Source organism: Curtobacterium sp. SORGH_AS_0776, assembly GCF_031453355.1.
Taxonomy (GTDB): domain Bacteria; phylum Actinomycetota; class Actinomycetes; order Actinomycetales; family Microbacteriaceae; genus Curtobacterium.
Window position 1 is genome coordinate 103742 of the sequence record NZ_JAVIYU010000001.1, and the last position, 17528, is coordinate 121269.

General features: G+C 72.2%; 15 protein-coding genes and 2 pseudogenes. 14 read left to right on the plus strand and 3 right to left on the minus strand.

Features of this window, described 5'->3' with window-relative positions:
* Nucleotides 1-479: 479 nt before the first annotated feature.
* The 10 genes from QE359_RS00510 (at nucleotide 480) to QE359_RS00555 (ending at nucleotide 11708) form a co-directional block, all read left to right on the plus strand.
* Nucleotides 480-1661 (plus strand): sugar ABC transporter substrate-binding protein, encoded by a 1182-nt coding sequence (locus QE359_RS00510; protein WP_309776794.1) that lies wholly within the window; start codon nucleotides 480-482, stop codon nucleotides 1659-1661.
* The gene (locus tag QE359_RS00515; RefSeq protein ID WP_309776795.1) at nucleotides 1658-3289 is read left to right on the plus strand and encodes a sugar ABC transporter ATP-binding protein; all 1632 of its coding nucleotides are present in this window, start codon (nucleotides 1658-1660) and stop codon (nucleotides 3287-3289) included. The genes QE359_RS00510 and QE359_RS00515 overlap by 4 nt, the downstream gene beginning before the upstream one ends.
* Nucleotides 3289-4326 (plus strand): ABC transporter permease, encoded by a 1038-nt coding sequence (locus QE359_RS00520; protein ID WP_071303008.1) that lies wholly within the window; start codon nucleotides 3289-3291, stop codon nucleotides 4324-4326. Before QE359_RS00515 ends, QE359_RS00520 begins: the two co-directional genes overlap by 1 nt.
* Nucleotides 4327-4357: 31 nt before the next feature.
* A complete protein-coding gene (rutA, locus tag QE359_RS00525) occupies nucleotides 4358-5470 on the plus strand; it encodes a pyrimidine utilization protein A (protein ID WP_309776797.1) in 1113 nt (370 codons plus the stop codon).
* Nucleotides 5467-6375 carry a carbon-nitrogen hydrolase family protein gene (locus QE359_RS00530; RefSeq protein WP_309776799.1) on the plus strand — a complete coding sequence of 303 codons (909 nt, stop codon included), beginning with the start codon at nucleotides 5467-5469 and terminating at the stop codon, nucleotides 6373-6375. The genes rutA and QE359_RS00530 overlap by 4 nt, the downstream gene beginning before the upstream one ends.
* Nucleotides 6372-8024 carry an amidase gene (locus QE359_RS00535; protein ID WP_309776801.1) on the plus strand — a complete coding sequence of 551 codons (1653 nt, stop codon included), beginning with the start codon at nucleotides 6372-6374 and terminating at the stop codon, nucleotides 8022-8024. The genes QE359_RS00530 and QE359_RS00535 overlap by 4 nt, the downstream gene beginning before the upstream one ends.
* Before the next feature lie 43 nt (nucleotides 8025-8067).
* On the plus strand, nucleotides 8068-9525 hold the full coding sequence (locus tag QE359_RS00540) for an MFS transporter (protein ID WP_309776802.1): 1458 nt from the start codon (nucleotides 8068-8070) through the stop codon (nucleotides 9523-9525).
* A gap of 112 nt (nucleotides 9526-9637) precedes the next feature.
* Nucleotides 9638-10261, plus strand: a complete 624-nt coding sequence (locus tag QE359_RS00545) for an isochorismatase family protein (protein WP_071295724.1) — start codon at nucleotides 9638-9640, stop codon at nucleotides 10259-10261.
* The gene (locus tag QE359_RS00550; RefSeq protein WP_070418012.1) at nucleotides 10258-10878 is read left to right on the plus strand and encodes a TetR-like C-terminal domain-containing protein; all 621 of its coding nucleotides are present in this window, start codon (nucleotides 10258-10260) and stop codon (nucleotides 10876-10878) included. The genes QE359_RS00545 and QE359_RS00550 overlap by 4 nt, the downstream gene beginning before the upstream one ends.
* The gene (locus QE359_RS00555) at nucleotides 10875-11708 is read left to right on the plus strand and encodes a GntR family transcriptional regulator (RefSeq protein ID WP_070418011.1); all 834 of its coding nucleotides are present in this window, start codon (nucleotides 10875-10877) and stop codon (nucleotides 11706-11708) included. The genes QE359_RS00550 and QE359_RS00555 overlap by 4 nt, the downstream gene beginning before the upstream one ends.
* Nucleotides 11709-11720: 12 nt before the next feature.
* Here QE359_RS00555 and QE359_RS00560 read toward each other — a convergent pair whose 3' ends face one another.
* Both QE359_RS00560 and QE359_RS00565 read right to left on the minus strand, forming a co-directional pair.
* Nucleotides 11721-12794, minus strand: coding sequence for a putative sulfate exporter family transporter (locus tag QE359_RS00560; RefSeq protein WP_309776806.1), 1074 nt, complete (start codon nucleotides 12792-12794; stop codon nucleotides 11721-11723).
* Nucleotides 12795-12843: 49 nt separating this feature from the next.
* Nucleotides 12844-13428 (minus strand): LppP/LprE family lipoprotein, encoded by a 585-nt coding sequence (locus QE359_RS00565; protein WP_309776808.1) that lies wholly within the window; start codon nucleotides 13426-13428, stop codon nucleotides 12844-12846.
* A gap of 143 nt (nucleotides 13429-13571) precedes the next feature.
* On the opposite strand from QE359_RS00565, the gene QE359_RS00570 reads away from it, so the two are divergent.
* A complete protein-coding gene (locus QE359_RS00570; RefSeq protein ID WP_309776810.1) occupies nucleotides 13572-13922 on the plus strand; it encodes a hypothetical protein in 351 nt (116 codons plus the stop codon).
* 73 nt (nucleotides 13923-13995) lie between these two features.
* Here QE359_RS00570 and QE359_RS00575 read toward each other — a convergent pair whose 3' ends face one another.
* Nucleotides 13996-15711 (minus strand): APC family permease, encoded by a 1716-nt coding sequence (locus tag QE359_RS00575; RefSeq protein WP_309776812.1) that lies wholly within the window; start codon nucleotides 15709-15711, stop codon nucleotides 13996-13998.
* Between the two features lie 206 nt (nucleotides 15712-15917).
* On the opposite strand from QE359_RS00575, the gene QE359_RS00580 reads away from it, so the two are divergent.
* From QE359_RS00580 to QE359_RS00590, 3 genes and pseudogenes are all read left to right on the plus strand, one after another.
* Nucleotides 15918-17195: an NAD(P)/FAD-dependent oxidoreductase gene (locus QE359_RS00580; RefSeq protein WP_309776814.1), complete on the plus strand. Its 1278-nt coding sequence runs from the start codon at nucleotides 15918-15920 to the stop codon at nucleotides 17193-17195.
* A gap of 57 nt (nucleotides 17196-17252) precedes the next feature.
* Nucleotides 17253-17348: pseudogene (locus QE359_RS00585) on the plus strand (DivIVA domain-containing protein); the annotation flags it as partial.
* Nucleotides 17349-17393: 45 nt separating this feature from the next.
* Nucleotides 17394-17507, plus strand: a pseudogene (locus QE359_RS00590) (DivIVA domain-containing protein); the annotation flags it as partial.
* Nucleotides 17508-17528 lie beyond the last annotated feature (21 nt).

Here is a 17528-nt window from a genome sequence, read left to right on the forward strand (position 1 = left end):
ATTCCGCCAGCGGGGTCCGCTCGGCCGACCGCCGACTTGTGAGAGACGCGTTACCGGAAGTCGGCGCGATTGCTTCCGGGGTGTTTCGCCCGGGCGGCGCCGCCGCACGGACGCGCGGATCCGCACCGCTCCGGGGTGGGGCGGCGGGATCGCCCGCCCCGGAACGGCGCGGCACGGCGGCTCGTCGACGCCGTGGTGCCGGTGGCCTAACACCGGCGAAACAAACGCCTAACAGGACCGTTACCGCCGGGCACCCGCTTGCGGCCCGCAGCCCGTTACATTCGCATCAGCCCCACCGGAGCGGCCCCGTCATCCCCGACGCATCGCCCCCGGCGGAGCGCTCTCCCACACCCCGAAGTGACCGACGCCCCTCGTCGTCACGCCCACCCCGCGCCGCGGGGTGTTCGGCGTACCCGCAGCACCGGCAGCACCCGCACCCGTCCCCCGTTCCCGCACCACGTCCTGGAGGTCCTCGACCGATGTCGTCCCCCGCACCCACCCGAACGCGGCTCGCACGTCCCGCGCTCCTGGCCGCCGCACTCAGCGGTGTGCTGTTCCTGTCCGCCTGCTCCGCCACCTCGACGGCCTCGAGCGGCTCGTCCGACGACTCCGCCGGGGTCGAGCACGCCACCAGCCAGATCACGGCGGCGAGCGTCGACCCGGAGTTCACCTTCGAGGGCAAGCCGTTCGACATGTCGAAGATCGCGGGCAAGACGATCTTCAACATCCCGAACTCGTCCGCCGTGCCGTTCATCGTGTCCGTCGACGAGGCGGGGCAGCAGCTCGCCGAGGAGTACGGCGCGAAGTGGATCGAGTACACGAACCAGGGCACGCCGACCGAGCAGTCCGCCGGCATCGACCAGGCGATCAGCCGGAAGGCCGACATCATCGTCCTCGCGCAGGGCGTCAACGGCGAGCTCATCGTCCCGGCGCTCAAGCGTGCGAAGGCCGCCGGCATCCCGGTGCTCATCAGCCACACGTACCAGACGGGTGAGGCGCTCCCCGACCAGCTGCAGGACCTCGTCGCCGCCCAGGTGACCGCGCCCTTCCACGAGGCCGCGAAGCTCAACGCCGACTGGGCCATCAAGGAGACGAAGGGCGCGGGTGACGTGCTCATCATCACCTCGTCGGAGGTCCCGCCGTCGGACGGCATCGTCAAGGCCATGCAGGAGGAGTTCGACGAGTACTGCTCGGGCTGCAAGGTGAAGGTGACGAACGTGCCGGTCGCCGACTGGGCGACGAAGATCTCGTCGACCGTCCAGTCCGCGATCCAGTCCGACCCGAACCTCGACTACGTCCTGCCCGTGTACGACTCGATGGCCCTCTTCGTCGAGGCCGGGGTGACGGCGGCCGGCAAGACCGGCCAGGTCTTCACGTCCTCGTACAACGGGACGCCCGCGGTGATGAAGATCCTGCAGGAGGGCAACGTCATGACGATGGACATCGGCGAGAACATGGAGTGGCTCGCCTACGCCACGCTCGACCAGGCCGGTCGCGTCCTGACCGACACCCCGATCATCGAGGACGGCGACGAGCAGACCCCGCTCAAGGTGTTCACGAAGGACAACGTCGACGAGGCGGGTACCCCGCCGGCGCCGAGCAAGGGCTACGGCGACGCGTACAAGACCGGGTACGAGGAGATCTGGGGTCCGGCGAAGTGAGCGCCACCCGGGAGGCACGGCGCAGCCCCGCAGCGTCCGCTGCGGTCGTCGAGGCCGGTGCGACCACCGCGCCGGTCCTGCGGATCAGCGGGCTCACCAAGCGGTTCGGCGGACTGACCGCGCTCGACGACGTCGAACTCGAGGTCCGTCCGGGCCAGGTGCACGCGCTGCTCGGCGAGAACGGTTCCGGCAAGTCGACCCTCATCAAGATCCTGTCCGGCACCTACGCGCCGGACCCGGGAGCGACGATCGAGGTCCGCGGCTCCCGGCTCCCGCTACCGGTGCCTCCCGGGTACTTCCGCCGCGTCGGCATCAGCTTCGTCCACCAGGACCTGGCCCTCGTGCCGTCGCTCGGGGTGACCGAGAACCTCCGGCTCGCCACCGTCGTCGCCGGCCGCGGTCCGTTCGTCCGCTGGGGCACCGAGCACCGGGCGGCCGCGGAGCTCTTCGCCCGCTACGGCGTGGACATCGACCCGCGGGCCCGGATCGAGGAACTGACCGACACACAGAAGGCGCTCGTCGCGATCCTGCGGGCCGTCGCCGAGCTGGGCGACGACCGGGCGCTCATCGTCCTCGACGAACCGACGGTGTTCCTGCCGAAGGAGGACGCGGACCTGCTCTTCCGCGTCGTCAAGGACCTCGTGTCCGACGGCCGCACGTCGGCCCTCCTCGTGTCGCACGACATGTCCGAGGTCCTCGAGCACGCCGACCGCGTGACGGTCCTCCGGGCCGGTCGGGTCCAGGCGCACCGGGACTCCGCGACCACGACCGCGGACGAGCTCGTCTCGCTCATCGTCGGACGCGGGCTCGACGGCGCGGCCGCACGCAGTGCCCGCCCCGCCACCACGGGCGACGCGGTCGTGACGGTCCGGGACCTCCGGGCCGGTGTCGTCGACGGGCTCTCGTTCGACGTCGCGGACGGCGAGGTCGTCGGCATCACCGGGCTCGCCGGCTCGGGCGTCGAGGACGTGCTTCCAGGCCTGTACGGCGCCCGGGCAGCGACCGGGACCCTCACGGTCCGGGACGCCACGGTCGACCTCGGCGCCACCAGCCCGGCGACCTCGATCGCCCGCGGGGTCGTCTACGTCCCCGCCGACCGCAAGCGCGAGGGCGGTGCCCTGACCCTGTCCGTCGAGCAGAACGTGACCCTGCCCGTCCTCGGGAAGCTCCGCGGACTGCTCGGGCTGTCGCCGGCACGGGAGCGGTCGCACGTCGAGGGCCTCGTCCGCGACTGGGACGTCCGCCCCGCCGACCCCTCCGCACTCTTCGGCACGCTCTCCGGCGGCAACCAGCAGAAGGCCGTCCTCGCGAAGTGGATGCAGGACGACCCACGGCTCGTGCTGCTCCAGGAGCCGACGCAGGGCATCGACGTCGGCGCCCGTGCGGCGATCTTCTCGATGCTCCGCCGGACCGCCGACCAGGGCGTCTCGATCGTCTGCGCCTCCACCGACTACGACCAGCTCGCCCAGATGTGCGACCGGGTCGTGGTCCTCGCCCACGGCCGCGTCCACGACGTGCTCACCGGCGACCGGATCGACCGCGACGTCATCGCGGCGGCCGTCGTCGCCAGCCTCGTCGATCCCGCTCCCTCCTCCCCCGACTCCTCCCCCGTCAAGGAGACCGCCTGATGTCCACCACCGCCGAACCCGCCCTCGAGACGTCGATCGTCCGCCCCACCCGCCCGCGCTTCTCGTGGGGGCACACCGAGCGCTACGCCCTGCTCGGCGCCTGGCTCGTCATCGTGATCGCGTTCAGCATCGCGCTCCCCGACACCTACCCGACCCTCGGGAACCTGCAGAACATCCTCGGGTCCCAGTCGGTGCTGCTCATCCTGGCGCTCGGCTTCCTGTTCCCCCTGACCGCGGGTGAGTTCGACCTGTCCGGCGCCTCGACGATGTCGCTCTCCGCCATGACGATCGCCGTCCTCAACGCCAAGATGGACATCCCGCTGCTGCCGGCGATCCTGGTCGGCCTGGCGATCGGCGTGGTCGTCGGCCTGGTGAACGGCCTGCTCACGGTCGCGTTCCGGATCGACTCGTTCATCGTGACGCTCGGCACCTCGACCTTCATGATCGGGATCATCCAGTGGATGAGCGCGTCCTCGTCGGTGACCGGCATCGACCCGGCGCTCGTCCAGGCGACCGTCGGGTGGCGCGGGCTCGCCGGGCTGCCCCTGGCGTTCGTCTACGGGCTGATCGCCACCGTGGTCGTCCTCGTCGTCCTCAGCGCCACGCCGGTCGGTCGACGGCTGCTGTTCGTGGGCACCGGTCGCACCGTCGCCGAGCTCTCCGGCCTGAACGTCCGCCGGCTCCGCGTCGGCGCGTTCGTCGGCGCGGGCCTCACCGCCGCGGTGGCCGGGGTCGTCTACGCCGGCACGCTCGGCGGAGCGGACCCCTCGAGCGGGCAGTCGTTCCTGCTCCCCGCGTTCGCCGCCTGCTACCTCGGGGCCACCGCGATCATCCCCGGGCGCTTCAACGCCATCGGCACCTTCATCGCCGTCTACTTCCTGTTCTCCGGCGTCGTCGGGCTCCAGATGCTCGGCGCCGACAACTTCGTCCAGCAGCTCTTCTACGGCGGTGCGCTCATCGTCGCCGTCGCGGTCTCCCAGACGATCCGACGGCACTCCGTCGCGAGCGCCGCCAAGGCCGCCGCCAAGCAGTCCTGACCCTCCTCCACACACAGAAAGCGAGTCCCCCATGGACATCGGAGTCTTCATCCCGATCGGCAGCAACGGCTGGCTCATCTCCACCACCTCGCCGCAGTACAAGCCCTCGTTCGACCTCAACCTCGAGATCGTGCAGAAGGCCGAGTCGTACGGCTTCGACTTCGCCCTGTCGATGATCAAGCTGCGCGGCTTCGGCGGCCCGAGCGGGTTCTGGGACGAGAACCTCGAGTCCTTCACCCTGATGGCCGGCCTCGCTGCCCGGACGGAGCGCATCCGCCTGTTCGCCACCACGGCCGTCCTCACGATCCCGCCGGCGATCGCCGCACGCATGGCCGCCACGGTCGACTCGATCTCGCACGGGCGCTTCGGGCTGAACCTCGTCGCCGGGTGGCAGAAGGCGGAGTACGACCAGATGGGGCTCTGGCCGGGCGACGAGGTGCACTTCAAGCGTCGGTACGCCTACCAGACCGAGTACATGCAGGTCATGAAGGAGCTGTGGGAGGACGGCGTCAGCAACTTCCAGGGCGAGTACTTCCAGATGGACGACTGCCGGATGCTGCCGAAGCCGACGTCGCACATCCCGATCGTCTCGGCCGGGCAGTCCTCGCAGGGCATGGCGTTCGCGGCGGAGTACTCGGACTACAACTTCTCGATGGGCGTCGGCGTGAACACCCCGACCGCGTACGCCGAGCAGAACGAGGCGCTCCTCGCCGCGCGGGAGAAGACCGGGCGCGACGTCGGGTCCTACGTGCTGTTCATGGTCATCGCCGACGAGACCGACGAGGCCGCGCAGGAGAAGTGGCAGCGCTACAGCGACGGCGTTGACGTCGAGGCCATCGCCTGGATGACCGGGCAGGCGCTCACCGACACGAACGGCGAGGACGGCAACACAGCGAAGCGGATCTCGCTGCCGGAGGGTGCCGTGAACATGAACATGGGCACGCTCGTCGGCTCCTACGAGCACGTCGCGGCGATGCTCGACGAGGCCGCCGACGTCGCGGGCACCAAGGGCATCATGCTCGTGTTCGACGACTTCCTGCAGGGCATGGACGACTTCGGCACCCGCATCCAGCCGCTCATGCGCACCCGCGAGGGCGTCGTGTCGTCGGCGCCCGCCGTCACCCCGAGCGTGGTCACCGCATGACGGCCGGCAGCACGGCGCCGACCCTCGAGGTCGCGGTCGTCCAGGCCGGGCAGATCCCCGCCGACGGCGACGCCGCGCTCGACGGCCTCATCGCGCTGTTCGAGCAGGCCGCCGAGGGCGCCGACCTCGTCGTCTTCCCCGAGCTCACCACGACGCCCTACTTCTGCGGCGTCCGGAACGACAGCCGCAAGGCCTGGGCGCAGCCCGTGCCCGGTCCGGCGACGGCCCGGTTCGCCGAGGCCGCGCGGCGACTCGGCACGGCGGTCGTCTTCGGCCTCTACGAGGACGCCGGCGACGCGCAGTACAACAGCGCGGTGCTCATCGACGCCGACGGCACCCTCGTCCACGGCACCGACGTGCACGGCGACCGCGTGCCGGCGTACCGGAAGACGTCGATCCCGACGAACGCGATCTCCGACGTCGACGAGAAGCACTACTTCGCGCCGGGGTCGGGGCCGGTCGTGTTCGACGCGCTCGGCACCCGGTTCGGCATGCTCATCTGCTACGACCGGAGCTTCCCCGAGTACTGGCTCGCGTCACGGGCCGCGGGTGCCGAGGTGATGCTCGTACTCGTCTCCTCGATGGGGTTCCGCGAGACGCTCTTCACGCAGGAGCTGCAGGTGCGCGCCCTCGAGACGCAGACCTGGGTCGTCGCCCCGAACCGCGGCGGCGAGGAGACCGTGGACGGCAAGACCGTGAGCTACTTCGGCCGCTCGTCGGTCGTGTCGCCCCGCGGCGAGCTCGTGGTCTCCGCCCCGGCGCACGAGGCCGGCCCGGTCGTCCGGGCGACGCTCGACGTCGCCGAGGTGGCCGCGGCGCGGGAGGACTTCCCGCTCGGCCGAGACCGGCAGCCCGGGGTGTTCCGGTACCTCGCGGACGCCCACGCCGCGGCGGTGCCGGCGTGACGGACGTGTTCGCGGTCGTGCGCGGGACGATCGCGCCGCAGCTCGACCAGGCGCTGCGGGACAGCCGTGCGAACCCGCTGCCGGCCGCGCCGTCGTCCCTGCCGGCGGAGCCGAGCCACAGCCACGCGCTGTTCGCCCGGCTCCTCGCGGCGGCGGTCGACGCGGCACCGGCCCCCGCGGCACCGGTCGCCCCCGGTCCGGCGTCCACGGTGTCCACGGCCGCGACGGCGTCCGACCCCGCCGCGGCGAGCGTCACCGAGCTGCTCGCGGCCTACCGCGACGGCTCCACCACCCCCACCGCCGTCGTCGGAGCCCTCGCCCCGCACTGGACGAGCGACGACGTGTGGTCCGACGCCGTCCTCCGCCTGGTCGACGGCGCCGAGCAGGCAGCGGCCGAGTCGACCCGGCGCTGGGCCGCGGGCGAGGCCCGTGCGCTCGAGGGCGTGCCGTTCGCGGTGAAGGACATCATCGACGTGGCCGGCACGGTCGTCACGAGCGGCTCGCTGCAGACCGGTGACCGCGTGGCCCCCGCCGACGCCACCGTGGTCGCCCGGCTCCGTGCTGCCGGGGCGATCCCGGTGTTCACGGCAGCGACGACCGAGTTCGCCTGCGGCGGCCCGCACAACGCCCGGTACGGCGCCGTGCGCAACCCGTGGGACCCCGAGCGCTGGACGGGCGGGTCGTCGACCGGCTCCGGTTCCGCCCTCGCCGCACGCATCGTCCCGCTCGCGCTCGGGTCGGACACCGGCGGATCGATCCGGGTGCCGTCGGCGCTGTGCGGGACGACCGGCATCAAGCCGACGTACGGCCTCGTCCCGCGCACGGGCGTCGCGAGCCTGTCGTGGACGCTCGACCACGTCGGACCGATGGCCCGCACCGCCGAGGACCTCGCGCTCGTGCTCGCCGTGATCGCCGGTGGCGACGGGCAGGACCCCACGACGCACACCGCGGTCCCGCTCGTCGAGGCGGCACCGGGACGGATCGCGGGGATGCGCATCGGCGTGCCCCGGGTCTGGTTCACCGAGCGGGTGGACCGTGCGGTGCTCGACGCGCACGCGGCCGCGGTCGACCGGTTCGCGGCACTCGGGGCCGAGATCGCGCCGATCGAGTTCGACGACCTCGAGGCGATCGACGCCGAGTGCTGGACCGTCTTCTACGGCGAACTCGCGGCCAACCAGGAGGCCAACGCCGCCACCGCCGACCTGTTCGACGCCGGCACCCGTGCGCGGTTCGACGTCGCGTTCACGCCGACGGCCGCGGACTACCTCCGGTCCCTCCGACGCCGTCCGCTCGTGCAGGCCGCGATGGTCGCACGGATGGACGAGGCCGGGGTCGACGTCGTCCTCACGCCGGGGATCGGTGCCACGGCGCCCCGACTCGACGACCTCACCATGACGGTCGACGGCGTGCCGTACAACCTGCACGACGTGATCCCCCGGAACACCCGGGTCTTCGACTACGTCGGCTTCCCGGCGCTCATGATGCCCGCCGGGACCGCGCCGGACGGTCTGCCGGTCGGCGTGCAGCTCGTCGCACGCCCGTGGGACGACCGACTCGTCCTGTCCGCCGCCGCCGCGTTCCAGGCGGTCACCGACCACCACCACCGGGTGCCGCCGGCATCCGCCACGAGAGGGTCGACCGATCAGTAACCGCACCACGGACGAGGACGGCGCCCGCCGACGCGCGTGGCAGGTGCTCTGCGCGTCGAGCCTGAGCGTCGTCCTCGTCTTCATCTCCTCGAGCGCCCTGCTCGTCGCGCTCCCCGACGTCAGCCGTGACCTCGACGCCTCCGCCCTGCAGTCCAGCTGGGTCCTGCTCAGCTACATGCTCACGACGACGACGCTCATCCTCGTCTTCGGCCGGATCGCGGACCTCGTCGGGCGTCGCCGTCTGTACATCGCCGGCATCCTCGTCTTCCTCCTCGCCTCGCTCGCGTGCGGCGCAGCACCGGACGCCGCCGTCCTGCTCGCCGCCCGACTCGTGCAGGGCGTGGGTGCGGCGGCCATCGTCACGAACACCACGGCGCTCCTCACCGACGTGTTCCCGGAGTCGATCCTGTCGCTCGGCCTCGGACTGAACGCCACCGTCGCCGCCGTCGGACAGGTCATCGGTCCGGTCGTCGGCGGCCTCGTCGCGGAGTCGTTCGGCTGGCGGTGGATCTTCCTCGCCGGGGTCCCGATCTCGCTCGCGGGGCTCGTCTGGTCGCTGCGACTCATCCCCCGCACCGCCCGGCCACGCTCCGGCGAACGCCTCGACGTCCCGGGCTCGGTGCTCTCCGTGGCCGCGGTCGGGCTGCTGGTCGGCGCCGTCTCGGTCGGCGGTTCCGCGGGCTGGGCCGCCGTCCCGGTCGTCGCGATGGCCTCCGGCGCGGTGCTGCTCGGAGCGGTGTTCGTGTGGACCCAGCGCCGGGTCCCGCACCCGCTCGTCGACCCGGCGATCTTCCGCGACCGGGCGACCATCACGCTCTTCTCGGCCGCCGGCCTCTGCGCGCTGTCGAGCTACGCCCTCGTGCTCCTGGCGTCGCTGTCGTTCCAGGCCGTCTCGGGCAAGGACGCCGTCGAGGCCGCGCTCTGGGTGCTCCCCACCCCGATCGGCACGACCGTGGCCGCGGCGAGCGCCGGGGTCCTCGCCCGCCGGGTGCCCGCGCGCACGCTCTCCACCATCGGCATGCTGCTCATCGCGGTCGGGGCAGCGGTGCTCGCGGGGTCGCTCGCCGACGACGGCGCCTACGCCGTGACGGCCGTCGGACTCGGTGCCGTCGGCGTCGGCGTCGGCGTGTTCATGACGCCGAGCACCTCGGCCCTGATGACCCGCGTCCCGGAGCACCGCCGGGGCATCGCGAACGCCATCCGGTCGGCGCTGCAGAACGCGGGCTTCCTGTTCTCCACGGCGCTCGGTCTGGCGATCGCCACGAGCGGGCTCTCCGCCGCGCAGCAGGCCGCGGCGTACGACGGCAGCCTGCTCGGCCTGCCCGCGACCGACGTCCAGGCCTTCGTCGACGGCGTGCGCACCGCCGCGCTCACGTTCGCCGGGTGTGCGGTCGTCGGCGCGCTCATCGTCGCGTTCGGTCCGTTCGGCCCCCCGGACCGCCAGGCACCGCTCCGACCGGAAACGTCCGGCCCGGTGCCCGAGCCGGGGACGAGCGCATGACCGCCACGACGGGCACCGACCGCGCGCACGGGCCGACCGCCGGCCGACGTGCCGGGGTCGTGCCGCGCCTCCAGGCCCCCACCAGCCAGCCCCACGACGGAAGCAGGACCGCATGACCGACGACCACGACGACTACGTCTCGGCCGGCTACACCGGTGCGCTCGAACCGGGCCGACGGGCGGCGCTCGTCGTCGTCGACCCGGTGAACGCCTACGTCGACCCGGCGTGCGGGCTGTACGCCGGCGTCGAGGAACCCGTCGAGCGGATGCGCGAGCTCACGGCCGCGGCCCGGGCGGCCGGCGTGCACGTCGCCGTCACGACCATGGCGCTGTCGGCCGACGGCTCCAACGCGGGGGTGTTCTTCCGGAAGGTGCCGGCCCTCGCGGCGTACCTGCCCGGCACGTCCACCGGCGCGTTCATCGAGGGGCTCGCGCCGGTCGACGGGGACACCCTCGTGCCGAAGCAGTACCCGAGCGCGTTCTTCGGGACCTCGCTGGCCGCCGACCTCGTCGCACGAGGGGTCGACACGCTCTTCATCGCCGGACTCTCGACGAGCGGGTGCATCCGGGCCACCGCGACGGACGCCATGCAGCACGGCTTCGTGCCGATCGTCGTGCGCGAGGCCGTCGGCGACCGGCTGCCGAGCGTGCACGAGGCGAACCTGTTCGACATCCAGGCGAAGATCGGCGAGGTGTGGGGCATCGACCGGGTACTCGCGCTCTGGAGCGCCGCGTGAGCACCGAGGCCCCGGTCCGCGGACGGCCCCGCAACGCCGCGGTCGACGAGGCCGTGTACACGGCGTGCATCGCGATCCTCGCCGAGGGCGACCCCCGCGCGTTCACGATCCGGGCGGTCGCCGACGCCGCCGGGGTGGGCGCGGCGACGATCTACCGGCGCTGGTCCAGTCGCGACGTGCTCCTCACCGAGACCGTCATCCGCCTGATGGAGGAGTCGATCCCGACGATCCTCGACGCCCCGATCGACGAGGGCGTCCTCGGGCTCACCCGCGGCTGGGTGCACGCGCTCGTCGCGACCCCGGTCGGCCGGGCGCTGCCGCTCATCGTGGAGCTCGCCTCGCACGAGCCCCGGGTGGCCGAGGCGGTCGCCGCGTGGCACCTCGACCGACGGGTCCGGGTGAACGCGATGCTCCAGCGGGCGATGGACGCCGGCGACCTGCGGCCCGACGTCGACCTCGGGATCGCCGTCGACCTGCTCGGCGGTCCGACCTTCTACCGCCGGGTGTTCGTGTCCATCGACATCCAGGCACCCGACTACCCGGTGCGCCTCGCCCGGGAGTTCCTCCGGTGGGCCGGGTGGACCGGCGACACCACGACCGTGGGGGTGGTCTCGTGACCGACGTCGCACCGGACGACCGACTGGACGGCACCGCGGGACGTCGTCCGGTCCCACCGTGGACGGACATGGCCATCGGCGATGTCACGCCCGGGCACTGGATCGGCTTCAACCGTCGCTCGGACGCCGCCCGGCAGGTGTCCGACCTCATCCGCGCGGACATCGTCGCCGGTCGGTTCACCGGACCGCTGCCGTACGAGTGGGAGCTCCTCGACCTGTACGGCACGACGCGGAACGTCCTGCGGGCGGCGCTGACGCTCCTCAAGGAACAGCGGCTGCTCACCCGGGCACCGCGGTCGGGCACGTTCGGCGTGCGTCCGGTGGCCTCGGTGAGCCTCGCCCGGACCACCGAGGAGGTCACGATCTACGGCGAGAACACCGGCGGCAGCGTGTTCGACTCCCCGCGGCTGAGCATCGTGCACCTGTGCGTCCAGCTCGTGCCCGCGCCCGAGACCGTCCGGCGGAACCTCGAGATGGACGGCAGCGCCGCGTACTTCGTCGAGAGCCTCATCTCGTTCGACGGGGAGCCGAGCCGGGTGCGGACGAGCTGGGTGCCGCAGGAGCGGTTCCCGGACCTCGTGTCGGAGCCGCTCACCGAGTACGTGCCGGACGTGCTCGTGCGGCGGGTCGGGCAGCGGCCGGTCGCTCGTCGACTGCTGCTCAGCACGGTGAACGCCGACCAGTGGAGCGCGGACCTGCTCGACATCGATCCGGGGCAGGCGATCTTCCACATCGAGCGGCTGATGTGCCTGGCCGACGGGACCCCGGTGGAGTACGGGTTCTCGCGGTACCGGGGCGACCGGGCGGTGATCGACTCGCGCATCGTGTGAGCCCCGACGCCGTCAGAGGAGCCCGAACACCGCCTGCGCGCCGAGGCTCGTCCCCGCCACGAGCACCCACAGGGCGATCCCGAGCAGCATCGGCCGGAACCCGGCTCGCCGGAGCGCGCCGAAGTCCGTCGAGACCCCGATCGCGGCGAGCGCCACCGTGATGAGGAACGTCGCGGCGGTGGAGAACCCCGGGGCCGCTGCGGCCGGCAGGACCCCGAGGGTGCGGAGGAGCACGACCACGAGGAACCCGATCAGGAACCACGGGACCAACCGGAACACGCGGAACCCGCGGACGCCCCCGGCGCGGCCCGTGTCCACGCCGGACGCGACCTGCTCGCGGGAGGTGCGCCGTGCCTCCAGTCCGGCCAGCCCCACGACGATCGGGATGATCATGAGCGTCCGGACCAGCTTCACGACCACCGCCGTGTCGGTCGCCTGGCGACCGTAGACGGTTGCCGTGGCAACCACCGACGAGGTGTCGTTCACCGCGGTGCCGGCGAAGACGCCGAACGCGTGCTGCGAGAGCCCCAGTGCGTGGCCGACGAGGGGGAAGACGAAGACGGCGGCGATGTTGCACAGGAAGATCGTCGACATCGCGTAGGCGACGTCCGCACTGACCGCGCCGATCACGGGCGTGACGGCCGCGATCGCCGAGGCGCCGCAGATCCCCGTCCCGACGCCGATGAGCGTGCGGAGGGCACTCGAGACCCGGAGCAGCCGACCGATCCCCCACGCTGCGACGAGGCACACGACGAGGGTCGTCAGCATCACGGGCAGCGTCTCGCCGCCGATGCGGAGCACCTCGGCGATCGAGAGCTGGGCGCCGAGCAGGACGACGGCGAACTGCAGTATCCGGCTCGAGGCGAACTTCACGCCGGGCTGCAGCAGGCCGAGATCGCCGCCCGAGCCCGCGCCGGTGCCGTCGCGCTGTCGTCGTCGGCGGACGAGCCACCCGACCAGGGCGCCGAGCACGACCGCGGGGACCGGGCCGCCGACGACCGGGACCTCGCGGCCGACGACGGTGGCGGCGAGCCCGATGACGAGGGCGAGCGCGACACCCGGCCAGGCGGTGCGGAGGAACGGCATGGCGTCCAGCATGGCAGGACACCCGGCGTCCGGCGTCCGGCGTCGCGCCTCAGCCGGCCGGCGGCGTCTCGCCCGTCATCACCACGCGCCCGGCAGCGTCGTCCCACCGGAACGTCGCGTCCGCCCGACCGCTCGCGTCCGCCGTCGACTCGTCCGGCTTCGCGTAGCGGTAGGCCACCGCGATCGTCGACGGGTCGGTCCGGCTGATGTCCGGGACGAAGCCGTACTGCTCCTTCGTGGCCGTTCCGAGGTACCGGCCGTCGTGGAAGAGCAGGATCGCGACGGGCGAGCTGCCGGTCGCGAGGTCCAGGCTCACCGTGACCCAGGACAGCGGGGCGCACGCCTCGTACCCGGACGTGTCGGCCCGTGCGGCGTCCCACTTCGCGTCCTCGAGCCCGGCCGGCAAGGGCAGGTCGGCGATCGGCTGGGCGGCGGCCTCGGCACCGCTCCTCGGGCCGCACGTCGGCGTGGGGGTCGGAGTCGACGTCGGGGTCGGGCTCTCGGCGACCGCAGTCGGCATGGCGGTCACGGTGCGGGTGGCGGTGGCGGTGGGGCCGGCGGTCGTCCCGCCGCTGCACCCGGTCAGGGCAACGGCCAGGACGGCGGCGAACAGGATCCCCCCGGTGGTGTTCACGGTGCGCATCCGGACAGGTTCCTCCTCGCCCTGCACAGAGTTCTCGGCGTATTCTTGGTTTCGGAAGCAACGACGATTCCGGCCATGCCTCGTCGTGTCGCGTTCCCCGACCTCGACGGGCCCCGACCCGACCAAGAGCCCTCGTGTCTGAACACCTCATCGAGTACGTCGCCCGTGACCGCACGGGCATCACTGCCGTCGTGACGACCACCAGCGTCATCGACGTCGACACCGTGATCAAGCACATCCACGCCGGGCACGCCGGGTACTACGTCGCGGCCGACTCGTGGAAGCGCACGCCGGTGCGGAGCCTGTCGTTCCTCGGGGGCGCGTACCTGTTCGCGAACTGGGACGGCTCGAAGCGGAACATGCTGCACGATCTCGCGCTCCGCGCTCCGACCCGGTCCATCGAGACGAAGCCGGTGGCGCGGCGTCCGCGGTTCTCGCGGATGCTCGACGCGATCCTCGGCCGACGGCGGTCCCACCGGCACTGACCGCACCGACTGACGGACGGGAGGCACGGTGCGGGCCCGCCCCGCGCCTCCCGTCCGCCGCCGGTGCGCGAGATCAGTCGTCGTCGCGGCGACGCGACCGCGTCCGCCGGAACCGCTTGCCGGTCTCCTCGTCGACGGCGATGCTGCCCGTCGGCAGGTTCGAGAAGTCGGGCGCGATGACGGTCGGCTCCGGGACGCCACCCGGGCCGTCGAGGACGAGGATGTTGCTCGTGCTTGTGAGCGTCCGCCCCCGGAAGAAGTCCGGGGACCGCAGCCACCAGACGACCATCAGCACGACACCGATGAGGATCGCGCCGACACCCACCACGGCGACCGCTCCGATGCCGAGGATCGTGACGTCCTTGCCGTCGTCGCCCTGCAGCCAGTCGGGTTGGGCGAACTGCACGAGTCCGTAGACGAACGTCACCGCGAGCGTCAGGCCGCCGAGCAACGGGACGAGCCCCCGCATGACGAAGTTCCGTGCGGTGCGCAAGAGCGTCCGTCGGTAGACCCAGACGCACGCGAAGCCGGTCAGCCCGTAGTAGAACGCGATCATCAGGCCGACGGAACCGATCAGGGCGGTGAGCAGGTTCGTCGAGATGACGGTGAACAGCACGTAGAAGCCGATCGACGCGATGCCCATCCCGATGGTCGACCAGGTCGGCGTGAGGAAGCGCCGGTGGATCCGGGCGAAGTGCGACGGCAGGGCCTTGTAGACCGCCATCGAGAGCGATGTCCGTGCGGTAGGCATGATCGTGGTCTGCGTCGAGGCGGACGCCGAGGTGAGGATCGAGAACGACAGCAGGGCCATCGCCGCGTGCCCGAGGAACGAGTTGCCGAAGAGCGCCGGGCCGATCGCCGAGAACACGTCGTCTGCGTTGCCCTGCGCCCCGAGGCCGATGCCCTTCGTCCCGACGCCGGCGAACGCGATCGCCGCGATCGACACGAGGGCGTAGATGACGAGGAGCAGGACCGTGCTGATGACGGCTGCGCGGCCGGGGGTCTTCTCGGGGTCCTTCGTCTCCTCGTTGAGCGAGACGGCGGTGTCCCAGCCCCAGTAGATGAAGATCGCCGTGAGCATGGCGGGCGCGATGACCGACCCGAAGTCCATGCCGCTCGGCCACAGCCACGACAGCGACGGTGTGATCGAGCCCTCGACGCCGTTGCCGGTGCCGACCCGCACGAGCGCGACGGCAGCGAACATCACGAGCACGAGCACCTCGATGCCGAGCAGGACGTACTGCAGCCGGGCCGACACCTCGACGCCGACGTAGCAGATGAAGGTCATCACGGCGATCCAGGCCACACCGGCGACGGTCGACCAGAGCGTGCTGTTCGCGAGGGCGCTGATCGCCGGGTCGTTCGTGAGGACGCCGACGAAGGAGTACCCGTACGAGCCGGCGATCTGGGCGAGGTTCGCCATCACGATGACGTCCGCGGCGATGATCCCCCACCCGCCGAGCCACCCCGTCACGGAACCGAACGCCCGGGTCGCCCAGGTGAACGTCGTGCCGCAGTCGGGGTCCTCGCGGTTGAGCTCCTGGTAGGCCACCGCGATCATCCACATCGGGATGAACGCGAGCAGCATGATCGCCGGGGCCTTCACCCCGGCGAGGAGCGCTCCCCCACTGGCCACGACCAACCCGAGGCTCGCGGCCAGGCTGTAGGCGGGCGCGGTGGACGAGATGCCCATGACGACGCTGCCGACCAGGCCGATGGCCCCCGGTCGCAGGCCCTTCTCCGTGCCGACGGTCTCGGTCGACACCGTCACGACCCGTTCGTCTCGCATGACCACCACGCTCTCTCGATGGCGAGCGACGGAAACCGTCGCCGTCGCTCCACGACTCTGTGGATACGAGCACTGAAACTAGACCTCAGCAACGATTTCCGCACCTGGCTGTGTCAATCTTGATCCAGTCCCGAGAGGAGCACCAGCATGGAGGACGCCGACGTCGTCGTGATCGGTGCGGGCGTGGCGGGCTCGCAGCCGCACGGGTGCTCGCCGGGGCCGGGCGCCGGGTCGTCGTGCTCGAGGCCCGGGACCGGATCGGCGGTCGGGTCCACACCGACCGGACCGACGGGCACGTGACGGACCTCGGCGCCTCGTGGATCCACGGCGTCGAGGACAACGCCGTGGCCGACGCCGTCGCCGCGTTCGGCATCCGCACGGTCGAGTTCACCGTCGGCGGGTACCAGGTCGACAGCCGGCCGATCGCGTACCACGGGCCCGACGGTCGTCGGCTCGACGCCGGTGCAGCCGCCCGGTTCGCCGACGACGTGCGGACGGTCGACCGCGCCCTGGCCGACGAGGTCGATCGATCGGCGCCGCTCGACAGCTACCGCGACGTGGTCGCCCGGGCCGTCGCGGCGCAGGACTGGGACGCCGAGCGGGCGGAACGGGTCAGCGAGCACCTCGAGCACCGGAGCGAGGAGCAGTACGGGGTCGCGAGCGACGAGCTCGCCGCGCACGGGCTCGACGACGACGCGATCGCGGGCGACGAGGTGGTGTTCCCGGACGGCTACGACGCCCTGCCCGCACACCTCGCCGCGGGGCTCGACGTCCGGCTCGGGCACGTCGTCGAGCGCATCGACCACGGGGACGGCGGGGTGGTGGTCACGAGCAGCCGCGGCCCGTCCCACGCCGAGGCCGTCGTCGTCACGGTGCCCGTCGGGGTGCTGCACGCCGGCGACCTCGTGATCGAGCCGCCGCTGCCCGCACGGCACCGGCAGGCACTCGGACGGCTGCGGATGAACGCCTTCGAGAAGGTCGTCCTGCGGTTCCCGGAGCGGTTCTGGGACGCCGACGTCTACGCGGTCCGGCAGCTCGGTCCGGCCGGACGGTGGTGGCACTCCTGGTACGACCTGACGCGGCTCGACGGGGTGCCGACGCTGCTCACCTTCGCGGCCGGTCCGGCAGCGCGGGCGATCCGGGGCTGGAGCGAGGAGCGGGTCGCGGACTCGGTGCTCGAGCAGCTCCGGCGACTGTACGGTGACGCCGCGGGGACGCCGACGTCGGTGCTCGTGACGGCGTGGCAGGACGACCCGTTCGCCCGGGGCTCGTACGCGCACATGCTCCCGGGGTCGACGACGAGCGACCACGACGACCTCGCGGTGCCGATCGCGGGACGCGTGCACCTGGCGGGTGAGGCGACGTGGACCGACGACCCGGCGACGGTGGCCGGCGCGCTGTACTCGGGGCACCGTGCGGCGGTCGCGGTGCTCGGCCACGACGTGCCGATCGACCGGGTCTGGACGGGTACACCCGCCGGGTGACCTGTGCGAGGATCGTCGAACACGCCGGTACGAGGGGTCCGGCACGAGGGGGAGAGCATGCTCGCGAGTGATGTGGCGAACGCGAAGTTCGCACCGACGAAGTGGCGCGAAGGGTACGACCAGCGCGAGGTCGACGACTTCCTCGACCGGGTCCGGGCGACCCTGGCCGGGTACGAGGCCGGACGTCCGGTCGACCCGCTGACGCCCGAGGACGTCACCCTGGCACGCTTCCAGCCGACCAAGTTCCGCGAGGGCTACCGCCAGGACGAGGTCGACGACTTCCTCGACCGCGTGGTGGTCGCGCTGCGGCAGCACGCCACTCGCCGCTGACCG